The sequence below is a fragment of the Candidatus Paralachnospira sp. LCP21S3_A2 genome, from assembly GCF_052118925.1.
Taxonomy (GTDB): domain Bacteria; phylum Bacillota; class Clostridia; order Lachnospirales; family Lachnospiraceae; genus Lientehia.
The window spans coordinates 287249-305172 of record NZ_JBQKGG010000002.1; the positions used below are offsets into that span (position 1 = coordinate 287249).

Annotated in this window: 15 protein-coding genes; 8 read left to right on the forward strand and 7 right to left on the reverse strand. The window is 44.6% G+C overall.

Translation table 11 applies throughout. The features are described from left to right. Window positions 1-53: 53 nt before the first annotated feature. Window positions 54-1559 carry a coiled-coil domain-containing protein gene (locus ACTQ3K_RS03320; protein WP_441565726.1) on the reverse strand — a complete coding sequence of 502 codons (1506 nt, stop codon included), beginning with the start codon at window positions 1557-1559 and terminating at the stop codon, window positions 54-56. 331 nt (window positions 1560-1890) lie between these two features. Here ACTQ3K_RS03320 and ACTQ3K_RS03325 point away from each other — a divergent pair, with 331 nt between their 5' ends. Continuing rightward, entirely contained in the window at window positions 1891-2373 is a 483-nt protein-coding gene (locus tag ACTQ3K_RS03325; protein WP_441565728.1) for a VTC domain-containing protein, read from the forward strand. Between the two features lie 118 nt (window positions 2374-2491). Next, window positions 2492-2872 carry a TnpV protein gene (locus tag ACTQ3K_RS03330; RefSeq protein WP_441565730.1) on the forward strand — a complete coding sequence of 127 codons (381 nt, stop codon included), beginning with the start codon at window positions 2492-2494 and terminating at the stop codon, window positions 2870-2872. Between the two features lie 392 nt (window positions 2873-3264). Here ACTQ3K_RS03330 and ACTQ3K_RS03335 read toward each other — a convergent pair whose 3' ends face one another. The 6 genes from ACTQ3K_RS03335 to ACTQ3K_RS03360 form a co-directional block, all read right to left on the reverse strand. Next, the gene (locus ACTQ3K_RS03335; RefSeq protein WP_441565732.1) at window positions 3265-3981 is read right to left on the reverse strand and encodes a class C sortase; all 717 of its coding nucleotides are present in this window, start codon (window positions 3979-3981) and stop codon (window positions 3265-3267) included. Further along, window positions 3965-4822, reverse strand: coding sequence for a class C sortase (locus ACTQ3K_RS03340; RefSeq protein WP_441565734.1), 858 nt, complete (start codon window positions 4820-4822; stop codon window positions 3965-3967). Before ACTQ3K_RS03340 ends, ACTQ3K_RS03335 begins: the two co-directional genes overlap by 17 nt. A 71-nt stretch (window positions 4823-4893) precedes the next feature. Continuing rightward, a complete protein-coding gene (locus ACTQ3K_RS03345; protein WP_441565736.1) occupies window positions 4894-6402 on the reverse strand; it encodes a SpaH/EbpB family LPXTG-anchored major pilin in 1509 nt (502 codons plus the stop codon). A gap of 16 nt (window positions 6403-6418) precedes the next feature. Continuing rightward, window positions 6419-9676 carry a prealbumin-like fold domain-containing protein gene (locus ACTQ3K_RS03350; RefSeq protein WP_441565738.1) on the reverse strand — a complete coding sequence of 1086 codons (3258 nt, stop codon included), beginning with the start codon at window positions 9674-9676 and terminating at the stop codon, window positions 6419-6421. A gap of 456 nt (window positions 9677-10132) precedes the next feature. Further along, window positions 10133-11272 carry a hypothetical protein gene (locus ACTQ3K_RS03355; RefSeq protein WP_441565740.1) on the reverse strand — a complete coding sequence of 380 codons (1140 nt, stop codon included), beginning with the start codon at window positions 11270-11272 and terminating at the stop codon, window positions 10133-10135. Between the two features lie 16 nt (window positions 11273-11288). Then, window positions 11289-12422 carry a DUF6076 domain-containing protein gene (locus tag ACTQ3K_RS03360; RefSeq protein ID WP_441565741.1) on the reverse strand — a complete coding sequence of 378 codons (1134 nt, stop codon included), beginning with the start codon at window positions 12420-12422 and terminating at the stop codon, window positions 11289-11291. A gap of 262 nt (window positions 12423-12684) precedes the next feature. Here ACTQ3K_RS03360 and ACTQ3K_RS03365 point away from each other — a divergent pair, with 262 nt between their 5' ends. The 6 genes from ACTQ3K_RS03365 to ACTQ3K_RS03390 are packed head-to-tail and all read left to right on the forward strand — an operon-like array spanning window position 12685 to window position 17583. Further along, window positions 12685-13056 (forward strand): hypothetical protein, encoded by a 372-nt coding sequence (locus tag ACTQ3K_RS03365; protein WP_441565743.1) that lies wholly within the window; start codon window positions 12685-12687, stop codon window positions 13054-13056. 54 nt (window positions 13057-13110) lie between these two features. After that, the gene (locus tag ACTQ3K_RS03370) at window positions 13111-13383 is read left to right on the forward strand and encodes a plasmid mobilization protein (protein ID WP_441565745.1); all 273 of its coding nucleotides are present in this window, start codon (window positions 13111-13113) and stop codon (window positions 13381-13383) included. A gap of 6 nt (window positions 13384-13389) precedes the next feature. After that, on the forward strand, window positions 13390-14754 hold the full coding sequence (locus ACTQ3K_RS03375) for a relaxase/mobilization nuclease domain-containing protein (RefSeq protein ID WP_441565747.1): 1365 nt from the start codon (window positions 13390-13392) through the stop codon (window positions 14752-14754). 2 nt (window positions 14755-14756) lie between these two features. Continuing rightward, window positions 14757-15626 carry a ParB/RepB/Spo0J family partition protein gene (locus tag ACTQ3K_RS03380; protein ID WP_441565749.1) on the forward strand — a complete coding sequence of 290 codons (870 nt, stop codon included), beginning with the start codon at window positions 14757-14759 and terminating at the stop codon, window positions 15624-15626. Window positions 15627-15639: 13 nt separating this feature from the next. Next, the gene (locus tag ACTQ3K_RS03385) at window positions 15640-15876 is read left to right on the forward strand and encodes a hypothetical protein (protein WP_441565751.1); all 237 of its coding nucleotides are present in this window, start codon (window positions 15640-15642) and stop codon (window positions 15874-15876) included. Continuing rightward, window positions 15877-17583 (forward strand): recombinase family protein, encoded by a 1707-nt coding sequence (locus tag ACTQ3K_RS03390; protein WP_441565753.1) that lies wholly within the window; start codon window positions 15877-15879, stop codon window positions 17581-17583. The last annotated feature ends 341 nt before the right edge of the window (window positions 17584-17924 follow it).

The following is a 17924-nucleotide window of genomic DNA, read 5'->3' on the forward strand; positions in this document are numbered from 1 at the left end:
ACCTTAAATCTGTCTGAAAGTTATTTTCATCGTTTCCAGACATACTGATGTTCTTAAAATGCTTTCTTTATCGTAATGCTCGCATCATTCTTTCCGCCGCGCCCTTTATCACTCGGTGTGCTGGCATAAATGATGGTATATCGGTCATCACCGTAATACTTTACTTTCTGATGATCCGATTTATCAAAAATAAAACCAATCTCTTCCAGTCCCTTCTTCACCTTCGGTGTCATGCCGCTGTAATTACTAAGTAAACGCTTTACCTCGTCTGCTCTTCGTTCTCCCTCCGCTTTATATCCATTGACTTCTAACAGATCCTTCAATATATCATGACGCCTGGTTCTCGCCTCTGTCGCCGATAATTCCTTTTTTAATACAGACAATACAAAATCTTTTGCTTCCCCCGGATAGAAGTCATCCTCATCACCGGCAATTAAAACAGGGACATCTGTCATCGAATCCAATTTTGCTTTTAACCAGCTTATTTCATATTCTTTCTTTTGGAGTTCCGAGGATAATTTTTCAATTTCAGCCTCTTTCTTCTGCATGTCACCCTCAAAACCATCCAGGATCTTGTCCGCTTCTGCTTTTGCCGCTTCCAGCGCCTGTTTCCGCATACTCTCCTTCGTCTGATCCAGATTTGATTTGAGCATAAGCAGTTCATAAAGAGCTGTTCTTCTTCCGGCTTCCGCTTCCGCATTTTCTTCCCGTTTAGTTGCCAGCCGATCCCGCAAGATCGCATTATTTACCCCGAACCATGTATACAGTGATCCCACCAATTGTGAATTACTGTACTGCATCACAGTTCTTGTTACTCTGTCCGAAAGAATGCGGTCGATCCCAACCGACATCCGGTACAAATATCTCCTGTGCCCGATTGCAGGATTCGGATGATAGATTCCAATGGCGCCGTAATATTCGTTGCTGCCGTTACATAATTCTTTCAATTTACGATTCGTACAATTTGTCTTCTGCACGAAAACATGAGCAACTCCTTTCAATTCCTTTGCCAGTTTATTCACATCTACCGGATCCTCGTCATAATACGTTTTCGTAATAATCACAACCGGTAATTTGTATCTTGCCGTTCCGTTGATAACATGAACCATCAATTCGAGATTGTCCTCATCGATCAGTAACGGCGTGCGCCGTACTTCAAGATTCCCATCTTTCCGAATATATCCACGATCGATCAGCATGGAAATAAAAAACGGTGTAAAGAATTTCGTATCCACATTTAATGCGTCCTCGCTATAACTGCGATCTAACCTTACTGCCATTTTCATTTCCGGGAAATTCATAATATAATCGGTATCCCATACCGCTCCGTCCGGCTCTCTCTTTTCAAATCGAACTGCAATGATATTTTTGTTGCGGTATTCCTGAATCTCCAGACATTTATTTTCATCCTCAAAGCGAACATTCCGCTCTCCGTTCCACTCGATTCCCGGTATCACGCTTTCCGGATGTCCCTTCTGATTCCACTCGATCACCAGCTTTATAAAGTCATCTTTTTTCATTTTTTTATCAATTTCAAGGATTGTTGAAAACAGTAACATTCTTATTCCCCTTTATCTTAAAAGCAAACATTTACAGGTACGATACCGGGCTGCTGTCACAGCCACCAGCATTTCAAATCTCCCGTTCTTTTTATTTCCTCTATGTTAATATATTATGACGTTGAAGTCAAAGGATAGTTTGTTCCTCCTGTTCTGTCGGTTTGTGACAGCCTCGAGGTTTTCCGGTGGGCAGGCCTGCAGAGGCAACTCTAATATGTGCCTCCTGCAGGACTGCCCCCGGAAACCGAGTCCGTCGCAAATCCACTTTCTGTTTCAGAGCAATTTAAGGTTTCTGCTGTATACTGCCCTCATAGCAAAGGAGGAACTGCTTATGAGCATTCAAACGTTCAAGCATCTGGAAAAGAAATATCAGCTCCAGACCGGCCAGTATGAGGCGCTTCTGCCACTTCTGGAGCAATACATGGAGCATGACCCGTTCTGCCCGGGCGGTGCGTTTTATGAAATCTATAACATCTATTATGATACCGATGATTACCGGCTGATCCGTGCTTCTCTGCAAAAGCCTTATTATAAAGAAAAGCTCCGTCTACGGAGCTATCAGCCCATGTCGGCTGCGAATATTCCTGTATTTTTGGAGCTTAAAAAGAAGGTAGGCGGGATCGTTTCCAAGCGGCGGGCCTCCCTTTCCTGGCAGGAAGCAGATCGGTTCATGGAGGCGCATAAGCTTCCGAACACGGAACAGTTTCTGAACCGTCAGGTGCTGGAAGAGATCTCCTGGATCCAAACCTGTCAGAAACTAACTCCGGCGGCTTCCATTTCCTACCGGAGGACGGCCTGGTTCGGATGTTCTTAACCAACCTAAATTACACACTTAGAATCCGGCGGATGGCACACATATTTCCCCGTACATTTGCCGATTTGCTTCCTCTTTGATATGATCATATCACGATATTTTAAGGATGCTAATTTTTATGGAAAAGTACAAATACGATGAAGGCAACGGTCTTTGGTACGAACTGCAAGGCGACTATTACATTCCCTGCCTGAAATTGTCGGATGAGAATCAGGTTACTATCGGTATATGGGGGCAGCGGCACTTGAATTATCTGCGAGAAAACAAGCGGGTTCTTCTCTCCGGCTTGCAGCTCAGTGGCAAATTGAATAGTTACCTTGCTGATATTGACAAACAGGCAGAAGAAATGTGTTCCCGGCTGGTTAAGCAGATGGCAGATCGTGAAGATATAACAGAACAGCTCAAGGCAGAGAATCAAATGGAATGGGTTCGCCAAATGAATAACATACGAATCAGAGCAAACGAAATCGTATTACGTGAGCTTATATATAATGCATAGATGAACTTGGGGATGGTTTGATTGCCGTCCCCATTGTTATTGCTTATTCTGCGTATATCAATGCAGAAACAATCTATAAATAAAATGCAGTTTCGAGTCCATGTGCTTGCTTTTACTCGTATTTTCGGTTATGTCGGTTTAAAAGGTATCTGAATAGGATTTTTGTCGTTTGGCATCTCTAAAACTATCTTCAAATAACTTACCCCAAAAACGAGAAAAACCCCGATGAAATCGGAGTTTTTCGGAGGGCATCTTTTTGTTCATAGCGGATTTGATTAAAAAGTATTGAAATACCGGCACGAACGCACATATTTTCTCATATATCCAAACAATAAATATTCCGTACTCATATATGTTGCAAAATTCTTTAAAGGTTTATTTCGGGAAACAGGCTAATTCTCGACAAGCTCGGCATATACCAAATACCTCTGGTAATTGTACGGATACGGATGACAGGTCGAAAGGGTTACTAGAGATCTGCCCGTCTGAATATAAATATTCTGACTGTCTTTAGGGTCTATAACCTTTGTTTCCACCACTTTATATACAAGCGTCTCCCACAAATTAGTGATATAAATTTCATCCCCCGATTTAAGCTCGGTAATTCTTTTAAACATATGGATTCCCTTATACCGCGTGTGGGCGGCAATTACGCAATTGGTGTTGCTTCCGCCGACAGGAAGTGAAGTGTTTGCAAGATAGGTCGCTCCCTTAGCCATGTTTTCCTCGCTTGCGCCGTTGTAAATAGGGAGCTTAACATCAATGGCAGGAATCGTAATATAGCCGAGTATATCGCTGTTAATCCCGTAATCGGAAAGCAGAAAATCCGGCTTTTCATAGGATAGCTGGTCAATCAACCCGCTTTGACCGCTTAAATACAGCTTCTCATTATAATCAAACATGGCCTTGCGCAGTTCGGCATACGGAAAGCCACCGTCATTTGGAGCGTTATTATCCGTTTGCAGTTCATCTGTTTTAAGCTGTTCAAATTGATCAATCGCTTGATTAGCCTGCATATTAAAGACAACCCTCAGGGCAATAGGATAAGCAAAAAAGCCAATGCCGACAATCAACAAGATAACAGCTATTATTCTAATCAGCTTTCTCATGCTTCTTCCTCCGTATCAAACCTTTAACCGCACTTCCAAGCAGCAACAGAACAAACACCGCCGTAATACCGATAGCCGCAAGCTTTGTATAGTCCTCCCATGTCATTTTCTTTTCGATTTTCGGTTCCTCGATCAAAGCTTCATCCTTTTCCTCAATTCGTCTGCCGTGTACCAGCAAACGATGGGTGTTCTTGCCATAGGGAGTGCAGGTGATCAGAGTCACACGATCCTCGCCCTCCTGTATAAAAAGAGAGGAACTGTCGTCAGGATCAACTGTCTCGATTTCGTAAACCTGATAGGTTAACGTCTCGTCCAGAACGTGAATACGAAAAATGTTGCCCTCTCTAAGCAAATTAAGATCGGTAAAAAGTCGTGCAGACGGCAAACCGCAGTGGGCAGAGAGAACGGCATGGGTGCTTTCACCGCCGGCGGGAAGAGAGGTGTTTTCCAAATGCCCTACACCAATCAACAATGTTTCTTCCTCTGTTCCGTGATAAATTGGCAGATACACATTAATCGCGGGAATCTCAATATAGGCCATTACATCATCAAAAGCCAAAAGCTCCGTATACTCGCCGTCGGTTATGGGATAAGCGTCCGGGTCAAACGGGTCTGTCAGCACCACGGCGTTTTCAAAAAGACTTTTGTTATAGCGCCTTACTGCCTCTTTCTCCTCCGCAATAACCTCAGGACTTAATTGGGAGAGGTTTTCCGAATGTTCGGTAATCGCACGGGTGCTGTTTTTCTGGTATAGGTAATTTGAAACCGTCGGATAGAGGAAAACAGCGATTCCGGCAATAAATACAAGTACGATCAATACGGTCGGCAATACTTTTTTCACACTGTTTTCCTCCTTTTGTAACGATTAAAAAGGGGCGGCAACTGCTCGCCGCCCCTTAAAGAAATCTGGGATTACTTGCTCTCTTTAGCTTTTGTTTTTTTGCGGGAAGCCACAAAGAGGACAACCGCACCAACCATGAGCGCAATACCGATTACGGTAAAGATTACAGTACCGGTACCACCCGTGATGGGAAGTTGGATGCCGCTGCTGTTGGGTACCTTAACGGTATAAACACCGGCGGTCGCCGCAACATCCGTATCGGCAAAGTTCACCTTTACGGCATTATCGAGAAGGTTATAACCCGAGGGAGCCTGCGTTTCTACGAGGTAGTAGTCATAATTTGTACCGTTTGCCTCGTATTTTGCAAAGGTTGCGGCGCCGTCGGCATCGGTGATCAGACCGCTTTCAAGCTTTATACCGTTGACACTGGTGTGGGGAATGGTTACGGCTGTTCCGGCGTCAATCTCAGCCTGTGTAGCGGTTCTGTACAGATCGAATTTTGCACCGGCAAGCTTAGTGCTTTCGTTACCGTCAACGTACTTATCAATCTTAATGGCAAAGGTCGTAACATCAACCGTATCCGTCTTCTGTGCATGGGAGTTTTCAACATAAGGATAGTTGGAATAGTCAAAGGTAACCGTGTTGGTTTCTTTGGTGTTAACTGCTGTTGTATCGTTATCGTTAAGGGTTGCGGTGTATGTAATCACAAGCTGTTTTCCGCCGTTTTCAGACCAGCTTGCGGCATACTGATCTTTAGAAACGCTTAATTTGAAGGTATAATCGTTGGTTGCGGTTGTATCAAGCGTATATTGGGTTCCCGCAGCGCTAGTAATATCCGTTCCGTTTCTCTTAACTTTAATCGAATCGGTATCAATAGCCAGTCCGTCAGGAAGCAGGTCGGAAACATAGAAAGACTTGTCTACCGCCCCTGTCGCATAGGTGGGAATATCAACCTTAATTGTATAGGTTACCTTTTCCTTCTTGGTTACGCTGGTTTTATTGGCGGCTTTATCAACAGACACTTCTTCGTGCTTTGCGCTAAAGGTTAGATCGTCGATAACATATTTACCTCCGGAAACGGTCGGTTCAAGCTTTTGGAGCATTAACTGATAAACCGAGGTTGTAGAGGTCGGGCGGATAAAGTACTCGCCCATTGCAAGGTTTGCAAAGGTGGCAGTTTTGTCTGCGGCAACAGTCTGAGTGCTGCCGACAGGAGCAATGTTTTTTTCAGAAATATACTTCGGAAGCCCTGCAAGCAGTGTTTTCAGATCATCGGAATCATCCTTAAGCGCATCAAACTGTTCAACTGTATATAGAGTTTTATTATAAGGGGTTTTGCCGTCAAAATAATCGGCAAAATCACTGTTCCACTTATAAGTCAACGTGTTCGTTTCCGCAACATAAGTAATATCGACCACCTTATATGCCGCGAGTACATCGTTTTCTACTGCGCTATTGATTGTGATAGAAGCGGTTGAGCTTGCGGTGACCTCTCCCTGTTCCGCGAAAACGCTCATCGGCAGAATGGACAACATAAGCAGTGCTGTCAGGATAAGGGTTGCTAATTTTTTGCCTTTCATTTTCATTTTCCTTCCGTTATTGATTTTTACTTCTAATTCGGCTTATTTTAAACCCAAACAAACCGATTGCCGCTGCAGCCAGCAGCATGAGTCCGCCCGCTGCATACCAACCGCCGGTAATATTTAAACCGGAAATAGGCATATGCAGCGTCAAATAGTTTGCAAGTTCAATATTAACCTCCTTTTCCGTAATTTCCTTTGATATTCCATCGATCAGGGCGGTGTTGCCCGAACCGTCAATGGTGATTTTTTTCGCCTCGCTTAACAAGCGATAGCCTGCAGGCGCCCTTTTCTCAATCAGGAAGTAGTCGGTATTCGGTATCAGCATACCGTCGAAAACCGCGGTTGCGGTTTTACCGTCCTTGCTTAAAACCGTAACACAGGAGGCAATCTCAGTGCATTTAATACTTTCTTCCTTATATACGACGGTTTTATCGCCGCCGTCATCATTCCTTTGGTATAGGGTGAATTCTGCACCGGCGAGGGGCACCTTGTTTTCCAACGTTGATTGGTCGCCGTCGATTTTAGAGACATTAAGAGTGAACTTTTTTTCAAAACGCGCGTAATAGGTTGCGTCGCCTACAGTTGTGTAACCGATTTCTGTTCCGCTGTTTGTAAGCATTTCGTCCGGGACTTTATTACCCTCAGAGTCATACCAGCCCACAAAAATATATCTATCTCCCACTGTTGCGGCAGAGCTTACCGATACTCCCGCTTCGTCGGTATGTGTATATATGCTGAGTCTTGCCACGTCATCGTCGTTTGTATTTTCCCACAGGTCTCCGTTTTGTACCTGACGAATAAATTTCTGCGTAACCGTGGGCACAAATCTTGCGTAATAGGTTGCGTCAACGGCGGTTGTATAGCTTATTGTTACTCCGCCGTTTATAAGCATACCCTCCGGGACCTTATTACCCTCAGAGTCATACCAGCCCACAAATTTATATTTTGATCCTGCAGTGGCGGTAGAGCTGATCGGAGATCCGACTGCGTCGGTATAGGTGTATCTGCCGAGCGTTCCTATTTTATCATCGTCGGTGTTCGTCCAACTGTCGCCGCTCTTTATCTGACGGATATAGGTCTGTGTAACGGTGTTGGAAAACCGTGCATAATAGGTTTTTACGCTTTCCTTTGCTTCAATGTAGGTGTATTCGGCGTTGGTTGTAACAAGATTTCCGTTTTCGTCATACCAACCCTCAAAGGTGTAGCCGCTGTTGGCCACCGCATTGACGGTTATCCTTTCGTCAATGGCCGCGTGGTAGGACTTGCCGCCGTCCGCATTATATGCGTCATTGTAATTCGTATCCGATGGATCGGTTACGCTTGTAATCTCGACCGTTCCGCCCAAATTGGAAGCTATGTATGTGTCGTCGGCGGCGTTATGCGCCTGTGGAATAAACGCCTGCAACCAGCGCCATTGAGCAATCATGGTAATACCCTTGTGGACATTGGCATAGGTTTTTGTTTCGCCGTTATCGCCCCAGGTTACACCTGTAACCTCTTCAGAGTTACTAACATTATCATGGTCTATCGTCTTGGTCAAGCTAACATTGCCGTTATAAATCTTAAAATACTGCGCCTTCGAGTCATCATTTACTCCACCAAAGGTGTAATCGCAGGCTATGGTATGCTCGGCGGGAAGTATCAGAGTTCCTAATTGTTCTGCATTTACCTGCTTATCTTCCGGAACATTTTCTACAACGTCGCCTGTAAGCTTCCAACCCATAAATTTCCAACCGTCGTTTTGTCCCTCCGCCGCATGCGAAATATACGGGTCTATAAAGATCGTCGCTGTTTCGGCCTGCGCCTCGTTATGACCCAACACAGGCTGGAAGCTGTATACATTCGCCGCTTCGTCTGTGTTATATTCCCGTTCAACCACATAAGCCTTACCGCCGTTGGGGTCGTAGGTTACGGTAGGGCTCTTGATAAATACAAAGTGCAGGTCGGTTGCCGAAGTAATATTACCAAGGTAATAGGTATAAATAATATCGCCGTCTGCATTCGTGGTTTTTAGCCATTTACCCGCTTTCTCCTCTTCGGTCAAGCTTCCCGTGTCTTCAATTACATTTCCCGCCAATTTCAAAAATTCAGTTTTGGAATTTCCGTTTTCATCAAGATTTGTGTGATACACACCTACAAATTCACAACCGTCCGAAGCATCGTCCTTCTTCACAACGGCCTGAATTTTAAGCGGCTCTCCGTCGGTAATAAAGGTTGAAAGCTTATTGTCAATCGTTACCTCATGGCCCGCCGTAGCGCCCGTACCACCGCTTGTTCCGTCACTTCCGCCGACAACCGCACTACCGTGGGTAGAGGTGCTTCCTGACAGAGGGTGGAAAATCTCAAAGTTAATGTTATCAAGAAAGTTGCCGTAGGTCTTTTCCTTGCCCACAGGTGCAGTAGAATCAATATATCCGACCGAGACAAAGCCAAACAGGGTATCGGTCTGCCCCGCCGGAACGGTATAGAAATAGTACTTGCTTAAATCCACCCCTGTATTGCCCGAGCCGTTGCCTGAACCTGCTGTACCCGTGGCGTTAGAGCCGTAGGAATTCCAAGGATTGGTACCGGTTGTAGCCCTTGAGGACGCCATAATCCATATATGCCATTCTTCGGTATAGATTGAACTGGGCGTTAGGCTGAACGCGTTGTTTCCCACGTTGTCTTCAAAAGTGCCGCTTTCGGCGAATTTTTTACTGTAAACGGTGTACTGTGTAGGCTCTGCTCCCGATGTAATCGTGCTGACATCTATATTGAGCCAGTCAACCATCTGCATAAACTGGTCGCGCCCGTCCTTGTTGGGCTTTGACGGGTCCTTGCTCTGCTTAGGTCCTATAACCAGAGCCATTATATCCGTTCCGTTTCGGCCGCCGTGATCCAGTCCCCATTCATATACACTTGACGGAGTTGTTTTTACATTCTGGTAAAGGGTGCTTTCCTCGTCCGCATTAAGTTCTGCGGCATAAGTTCCGTCTTTAGGTTCTAATGTTACACCATTTATATAAGTGCCTGTATTTTTTCTAAATAACTCAATTTTACCCTGAAAAGCCGTTGTATTCCATGAGGGAACAGCGCTCTGATTAGGCTGTGAATAGTTGCCTGTAAAAGTCTGCCCTTCCTCAAAGCTGCCGTTAAGCAACTTTCTGTTATCATCTTCCGTGGCTGCATATACGATTTCCACACAGGCTATCGCTATAATGCAGATCATTGCAATAACCGTACGCAGACTTTCAGTTGCTCTTGTTATCTGCTTTTTATTAGCATACCGCATACGCAACCACTCCTTTCTGATCCTCCGATTTCAGCGATAGATAATCCCTCATTAAATGGATTGTCCGCACGCCAACCGGAAGCCGATATTTTAACATTTTTCATAAGAAAGACTGCAAAATTCACACCTTTCTGTGTGCAAACTTGCAGCCGGTCGGTCATGCGAAAAATCGTTTAGATATCATGGCTTTGCGTTTCAGCCTTACTCATTTTTTTATCGACAAGCAACTTCCAAAGCTTGTTGTAACTGACCGTTAAAGACATTTTTCAGCACCTCGCAAGTAATATTTACTCTGTTATACTACATTCACATCGCAAATGCAAGAGAGTTTATCTGCATTTTTTTATTGTTTCGCAAAATATTACAATTTTCTGTCATACCATAAACAAAACACAAACAGCCCTGATGAGCTTCAAATTTTTGTCTGTCTCATCGGGGCTGTTTCATTTTATGCGGTTACAAAGATACAACCATATATCTCGGTATGTGCTTTCTACCGGTATTGTGCATAATCCATTCGCCAGAGTAAGCGAAGAAGAAATCGCCCTTTCTGTCGGCATAGATATATCGAACAACATCGTAATCGTCTTCGCCGAAGGTATAGTGGATTTTGCCCCAGTCATTGTTATGATCGGCACAGTATTCATAGGTGACTGAGTTATTGTCAGCGGATGTCAACCGCAGCTCTACAATATGGATGTACTCATCAATCGCAAGCTCAATCAGCATTTTCTCATATGCGCCGTTTACAATTTGAAAAGCGGTATCGGGTGAAGACAACATATGCTCGGCGGCAAGGTCTATGTAGGCTTTGCCCTTGCGGAGCAGCTTGACCGAATTACCGTTTTCATCTTTGCCCAGCTCATGAATACCGTAACATTCCGGGCAAAAGCCAAGATGATCGGCAACCATCATGCGTTCTCGGTAATCAAGTGCTTCGTAAGCGGTAAAGAGCGCTTCTGCCTGCAACTGTTTGAAAAATAACCTTTCAGGATTGGAGGTAGTGTCGGTTGTCACATCCTCAGCAGTGTTCTCTCCGTCCTCATCGGCGTATTTGCGGTAAAAATCGGTGTAGTGCGTGCTGTCAATTCCGGCACGGATGATCTCTTTGGTGTCTTTGACGCTTTTCCCGATTTCGGCGGCGATTATGGTTATCGTTTCATCGTCAAACTTATACTCATACTTTGCATACAGCGCCATTGCCTTTTTGAGCGTGCGGTATTCGTCCACACTTTGGACGGAATAACCTTGTCGCATGGTACTGATGTACTTGTCAATCTCGTTTTTGACATAATGCTCTTTGAAAATGAGAAACGGCACTCCGGTGGAAATATCGTATTTCTGCAGCGCCTTGTATATGCCGAAAACATACGACTGTTTCAAATCGGCGAAGTGCCCTTGCATTGCGGTTTCTTGCACCGTCTCCATAATAATTGTGTTCAGCCTTGGCTCATAGTAGTGGAAGAACCAACCGAGGTATTTTTCGTCCTTTTCAGCAAAGTAAAGAGCAATATACTCCTGAAAATCATCCCTTTTCAGCGGTGCCGGTTTCATACGGTATAAATACAAATCTTCTGTCCACTTTTCGTTTTTCACCGGCACACACCTTCTTTCACTTTAAAATCCTGTCCACTTCGGTGTATAACGCCTCTCGGCTCATGTCTTTTCTATACTGCGTTTTTGCATATTGATCGTCCGCCAACGCTCTCAGCTTATGTTCCTTTGCAAGATGTTTCGCCGCTTCACCAAAAGCTTTTGATATTGTACATCTGCCAACCTCTGTACGAATGGCTCCACAGCGGCGGTTATACAGCGATACGATAGGATCGTTTTCTGCTTTTTCTTTTCTGTTCAGCACGGCGGCATATTTTCGACAAGTTATCTTTTTACCCCGATACAGCTCCGGCGCAATACCGTAGGGGCAATATTTCTGCCGTCTTGCGCTTTGCATAAGAAAATACTTTCCGCAAATTTCACACTTGCGGGGATAGTGTCCGTAGTGTAGCCCCTCAAAAAAGTCTGTCAGGATCAAGCTGTAATAGCTGTCGAAATTCAGTCTTTTTGCAACGATTCCGGTTACGCTTTTTGCATTCTTTTTCACCGAAATATATATGCCGCTTTGCGTAAAGTGATAGTCTACGAATATTTCTAACGCCAATGGTAATAAATGCGCCTCGTCAAGTCGTTCAACCTCGTCAATGCGCCTGCAGAATTTTAATAGGCTCCCGTGTGCAAGTATCAAGTCATCTGCAAGAGAATCAAAAAATAACAGTATCGATTTTATCTCTGTAATGTTACTTTCAATTACAGAAAAATCCGTTACGTTTTTCATCCTGTCCGCCGTGCCGGCGGCAATATCATCTTGTGTCAATAAACTGAGCTTTGCCTTGTCGGCAAAGTATTCGCATATCTTCTGCCCGTTTTCTTCTGTGAAAAGCGTTGTTACTGTATTTTGGATTTCTTCAATATTCAGCCCGTCAAACGGTCGTAGTTTTGGCAATGCTTTTAAGGCTTCAAGAGTATTTGCACCCGTTTTCACAAATTCCGTGATGCTCAAGTATCCGTTGCTAAGCTGTGTGAGAATATGATAATTCAAATCATCCCGAAATACTGCAATCCGCGCGGCAGTATCTTTTATGTAAAACTGATTGAGTAGGTGCGTGGCAAACACTCCGGCGGGATAGCTTTTGCCTCCGAATATTACTCTCCCGTCACGGTAATCGGCAGTAAAAAACGCAGAAATCATTTTTTTGCTCCTTTGCTTCTATTCTATCACAAGCACTGTACCAAAAACTGTACTTGATGCTGTATAGAATCAAAAAGTTCTGTTCGCATAAGTATTATATATTTTATTATACCGTAAACAGCGCTGATTTTCAAGGGTTACCGCTTGTTGCGTTTTTAAAGTTTTAGTTGTTGCGCTGTTTCGTAAAAAATCTCTGTTTTCCGTTATTATATATACAGAAGGCAGGAAATGAGCCGTCGAGGTTGTACTCGGCGGCTTTTTTTTGCCCGAAAAACGGAAAGGAGGCGAAAGCAATGGTATTGAAAATCACACCGAAGCAACGGACGAAAATCAAATTCATTTACAAATTTCGCAGCAGATTTTTTTAGGCAAATTTGTTGAGCCAAAACGCCGATATTTGGCTCAAAACTGTTATTTTGACGTAAAAGTAGAGCCATTTTGGCTCAATAACGAGGCATGCCCCAATGGGAAAAGAAGCGTTTTCGGTATCGTGCAACGGAGAAATTCGCTGAAATTACGGCATTTGAGAGTCGCTTATTATTATGCCCTGTGGGATTTGTCTTACGGTATAACAAGCAGGGATTTTGTGTGCCACAAAAGTCCCCCTCACAGCCGAAATCGGCTGACTCTTTGAGGGCTGACCGCCCCCAATCCCCCGAAAAAAAGAATGAAAGAAGGAATAATGTATATGAAAGATATACGAATCGCCATGCGTGTCACGGCAAAAGAAAAAGAGAAAATACAATCAAAAGCCCGAAAGTGCGGGCTGAGTACAACTGAATATGTAAAGCAAAGAGCGTTAGGGTACGAGCCGAGAGGTATTCCGCCTGACGCTCTTTTTCTTTGCCTTGAAAAGCTCGATGAGCTTGCAGATAAAGCCAATTCACCGGAATTGGATGTGGAAATTAGCACGGTACTAAAAGAGATTACGGCGGCATTTTTGTTGCCGGGAAAAGGGTGATGCGACGTGGCTGTAACAGGCTTTTGGCCTATTTACAAGAATTTGAAAGCAACGCTTGACTATGCCGACAATCCAGACAAAACCACCGACCGAAGATATTTGGATGACGATTTATATGCGGCGCTTTCTTATGCCGAAAATGACAGCAAGACCGACCGTAAAATGTATGTCAGCGGTATTAACTGCTCCAAGCAAAATGCCTATGCCGAAATGGTTGCCGTACAGCGGCGGTTCGGGATGCGTGGCAAGGTTGTCGGCTATCACGGAATACAGAGCTTTGCGGCAGGCGAAGTCACACCGGAGCAGGCATTTGAAATCGGCAAAGTCACTGCCCGAAAGATGTGGGGCGATAGGTATCAGGTGCTTGTGACCGTGCATTTGAATACAGATAATGTGCATTGCCATTTCGTTGTAAATCCCGTGTCCTACAAGGACGGTGTTAAGTTCAAGAACAAAATCGGCGACCACAAGGAACTTCGCCGTGTGTCGGATGAGATATGCCGAGAGCACGGTTTGTCTGTTCTTGAAAACAGTAACTTCTACGGCGGACACAAAAAGGATTATTGGCGGCATAAGTCCGGCAAGAAAACACATCGGGACTATCTTCGTGAGGATGTGGAATATTGCTTGTCTTTTGCAACCTCTCCAAGAGAGTTTGAAAATCAACTTTATGCGCTCGGATATACCCTTGATCCCGTGCGTTTTTCCGTGAAGGCAAAGCATTGGGAGCGTTCTGTTCGTCTTGCAAATATCGGTTTTACAAAAGAGATTGTGCAGGCGCAGTTAGACAGAAACGCCGAGAACAGATATCACCTATTCACCTTGGAGTACCGTCCGCCGTACAGACCTAAAAAGTTTCCGCTGGAAGATGAACTGCGAAAGCTTGAATTTTCTATTGACCACTGCTATGATGCGGCGACGGTTTTTGTGGATACGATTTTCTATATCATCATAACGGTTATCCAAATTGCCGCCGAGCTTGCCGATGTAATGCTGCTGTCACCGGATTTAAGGGCGGCGGAAAAGGATTTGAAAGAGCTGATTTCAGATTATCATTTCCTTAAAGAAAATGACATTCACACCGTAGCCGATTTGCAAGCCAACATCGACGAAAGCAAAGCGCAGTTATCCGATTTGGAGCGTGAGCGTAAAACGCTTAGCAACCGTATCCGCCGTCCAAAATCGCTGGAGGATGAAAGCCAAAACAAAGAGAGCCGAAAAGCGATCAGCAAACAAATGAAGCCTGTTCGAGAAAAGCTTCGCCGTGCGGAGAAGATTTTGGAGAAGTCTCCGCATTTGTATGAATTATTAAAACAAGAATGCGAGCTTGAGAGAAAAGCCCGTGCAAGATATTTAGATAGGAGTAGATGAAAATGAAAAATACTATGAAAAAACCAGTTAATATTCCGGTAGAAAAACTTCGCCCGTTTGCGGGACATCCGTTCAAGGTAAAGGACGATGAGGAAATGAATACCTTGATCGAAAGCGTACAGACGCAAGGAATTCTTTCGCCGCTGATTGTCCGACCGATTGAAAACACAGATGAATATGAGGTGATAAGTGGACACCGCCGCTTACACGCCGCAGTTAAGGCAGGGATCACGGAAGTCCCTGCCTTAATTTATGCTCTTGACCGTGACTCTGCTGCTATTGCGGTAGTGGACAGCAACCTACACAGAGAGCATATCCTACCCAGCGAAAAGGCGTTTGCCTACAAGCTAAAAATGGAGGCGCTATCACATCAGGGCAAACGGACGGATTTAACTTCGACACAACCTGTGGCGAAGTTACGCACGGGAGATATTATTGGGGAAACATTAAACGAAAGCCGTGAAACAGTACGCCGTTTCATTCGCCTGACCCACCTTATTCCTGAACTACTTGATCTGATGGACGAGGGCAAAATTGCGCTTATGGTCGGCGAGGCTTTGTCTTATCTCGGCGACGAAGAACAATACGCCGTGTTAGAGGAATGTGAAATGAACGATTGCACACCGTCTTATGCGCAAGCCGTTGAAATGAAAAAGCGGTTTCAGGATAGACAACTCTCGGCTTACGACATCGGCGAAATCCTGTCCCGTGAAAAAGCAAATCAAAAGGAAACAATCAAAATTCCCTCAGCACGGTTAGCGGGTAAAATTCCAAGCGGCTACACGCTACAGCAGAAAGAAGATTTTATTGTTAAAGCTGTAGATTACTACAACAAATATCGCGCTCGTCAGCATGACCGGGATTCAAGATAAGGGGGAGTTCATAATGAATAAAAGAACAAACTGGATCGTTGGCATTTCCGACGGCAAAACTCACAAATATAAAATCGGCAATGTGACCTTTACGGTGTTTTCTGAATTTGAACCGATGAAATCGGAAAACACGATTAAGAGTCGTTTCGAGAAAAGTATCACAAGCGATTTCACAGATTTGACCGGTGAAATATTTGAAGATACAATGGCAGAGAAATATGTGTGTTCGGCTGCCGGGAAGGAGGACTAAATGCAGTCGAGAAAGAAAATTGAACAAACAGGGATCACGGCGCTTTACTGCCGCCTGTCTCGTGACGATGGAGGAGACGGCGACAGCAATTCCATTGTCAACCAGCGCAAAATGCTCACAAAGTACGCTAAAGAAAACGGATTTTCAAACACCCGGTTTTATGTGGACGACGGTATCACCGGAACACGGTTTGACCGTCCCGGTTTTCAGTCAATGCTTGACGATATAGAGATGGGCTATGTGTCAACTGTAATCGTCAAAGATTTGTCTCGTCTTGGGCGTGACTATGTCACCGTCGGGCAGTATACGGATATTTATTTTCCCGACCATAATGTTCGTTTCATTGCTATCAACGACTTAGTGGACAGCGACGAGGGTGAAAACGAAATAGCACCGTTTAAGAATGTTATGAACGAGATGTACGCCCGTGATATCAGCCGAAAGGTGCGTTCTGCTCATCGTATCCGAGGGACTTCAGGCGAACCGCTATCTCAGCCGCCGTATGGGTATATGAAATCTCCTGAAAACAAAAAGAAATGGATTATTGACTCGGAGGCAGCAGCCGTTGTAAAGGATATTTTTAAAATGACCTTAGAGGGCAAGGGTGCCGAAACGATCGCCCGAATCCTACAGGAACGCAAGGTGCTTGTGCCTATGGCGTATTGGCAGAGCAAGGGACTTCCGAGGGGCGGTAAGAAAACACAGCCGAATCCGTACAAGTGGTGCAAAACTACGGTTTCAAAAATCCTCGCTCAGCAGGAATACTGCGGGGATATTATCAACTTCAAAACCTGCTCTAAATCCTTCAAGAACAAAACACGGTATGCTAATCCCGAGGATAAATGGGCGATTTTCAAAAATGTTCACGAGCCGATTATTGACCGTGAAACCTTTGAACAGGTACAGAAGTTTATAGGCAAAACCCGCCGCCGCAATCCCAAACCGGAAAACTGGGAGCGCAATATGTTCTGCGATTTGCTCTACTGCGCCGATTGCGGGAAAAAGCTGTGGTTTAATATTAAGCACGACAAAGAGGATATTCCGTTCTTTATGTGCGGCAATTATCACGGCAACCGCGGAACCTGTTCCTCAACGCATTATCTGAGAGCAGACGCTATTGAACAAGTGGTAACCTTAGAGCTTCGCAGGCTGTCTAAATGTCTTTGCGATGATGAGGAAAGTTTTGCCGCTCTGCTTGCAAGCAAGACCAATGCGGATATTCTTAAAGAGAAAAAACACATTGAGGGAGAGCTGCAAAAGTGTATTGTTCGCAGTGAGCAGGTGTCTGAGCTGTGTATAAAGTGCTACGAGGATAATGTTTCGGGCAAACTGAGCGATGAGATGTTTATGCGGTTTTCAAACAAATACGAGACGGAACGGTTGGACCTAAAAGAAAAGATCAGCGCATACCGCAAACGCCTGTCGGAAGTGGATGAAATGCAGCTTGGAAAGGAAAAGTTTATGGCCGCTGTTCGGAAATTTATGCAGATGGATAAACTCACAGCCCCTCTGTTGCAGGAACTCATCGACCGCATTGATGTATACGAAGTAACGGGCACCGGCAAAAACCGCAAACAACAGATAAAGATTCACTACAAGTTTGTGGGGTATCTGGAACTGCCGAGTCTTGCAAGACAGCACAATTACCGCGAAGAAACCCGCAAGGGTGTTGCCGTAGAGTATGTTCCGAATGCGTTACCGGCATAACAAAAAGAGCAGGTTAATCCCTGCTCATACATACAAGAAGATGCAAAATGTAGGCAAAAAGAAATCGAGTGTCCTCATCCAACTCTCAGGTTGGTTATGAACACTCGATATGGTTCGGGAAAGAGGATCCGGACTTTCGGATCACCTTTGATTCCGAAATCCTTGCCGGTGATTTAAGAAGCTGCCAACCGACCGGTTTCATACAGGCAGACACAGAATCCATCTCCAGCGAGACTGTAATGAATTTTGTGTAAACTCATAATAGAGTATATATCCTCTCGGATTGATGTTAAAATAAATATTAATCCAGGAGGATATTTTTATGGCGAGACAAAGGAAAA

Coding starts and splice junctions, on each gene's coding strand:
- ACTQ3K_RS03380 (WP_441565749.1), top strand. CDS start 14,757: ATGAAAAATACTATGAAAAAACCAGTTAATATTCCGGTAGAAAAACTT.
- ACTQ3K_RS03325 (WP_441565728.1), top strand. CDS start 1,891: ATGAGCATTCAAACGTTCAAGCATCTGGAAAAGAAATATCAGCTCCAG.
- ACTQ3K_RS03385 (WP_441565751.1), top strand. CDS start 15,640: ATGAATAAAAGAACAAACTGGATCGTTGGCATTTCCGACGGCAAAACT.
- ACTQ3K_RS03330 (WP_441565730.1), top strand. CDS start 2,492: ATGGAAAAGTACAAATACGATGAAGGCAACGGTCTTTGGTACGAACTG.
- ACTQ3K_RS03390 (WP_441565753.1), top strand. CDS start 15,877: ATGCAGTCGAGAAAGAAAATTGAACAAACAGGGATCACGGCGCTTTAC.
- ACTQ3K_RS03370 (WP_441565745.1), top strand. CDS start 13,111: ATGAAAGATATACGAATCGCCATGCGTGTCACGGCAAAAGAAAAAGAG.
- ACTQ3K_RS03345 (WP_441565736.1), bottom strand. CDS start 6,402: ATGAAAGGCAAAAAATTAGCAACCCTTATCCTGACAGCACTGCTTATG.
- ACTQ3K_RS03360 (WP_441565741.1), bottom strand. CDS start 12,422: ATGATTTCTGCGTTTTTTACTGCCGATTACCGTGACGGGAGAGTAATA.
- ACTQ3K_RS03335 (WP_441565732.1), bottom strand. CDS start 3,981: ATGAGAAAGCTGATTAGAATAATAGCTGTTATCTTGTTGATTGTCGGC.
- ACTQ3K_RS03350 (WP_441565738.1), bottom strand. CDS start 9,676: ATGCGGTATGCTAATAAAAAGCAGATAACAAGAGCAACTGAAAGTCTG.
- ACTQ3K_RS03320 (WP_441565726.1), bottom strand. CDS start 1,559: ATGTTACTGTTTTCAACAATCCTTGAAATTGATAAAAAAATGAAAAAA.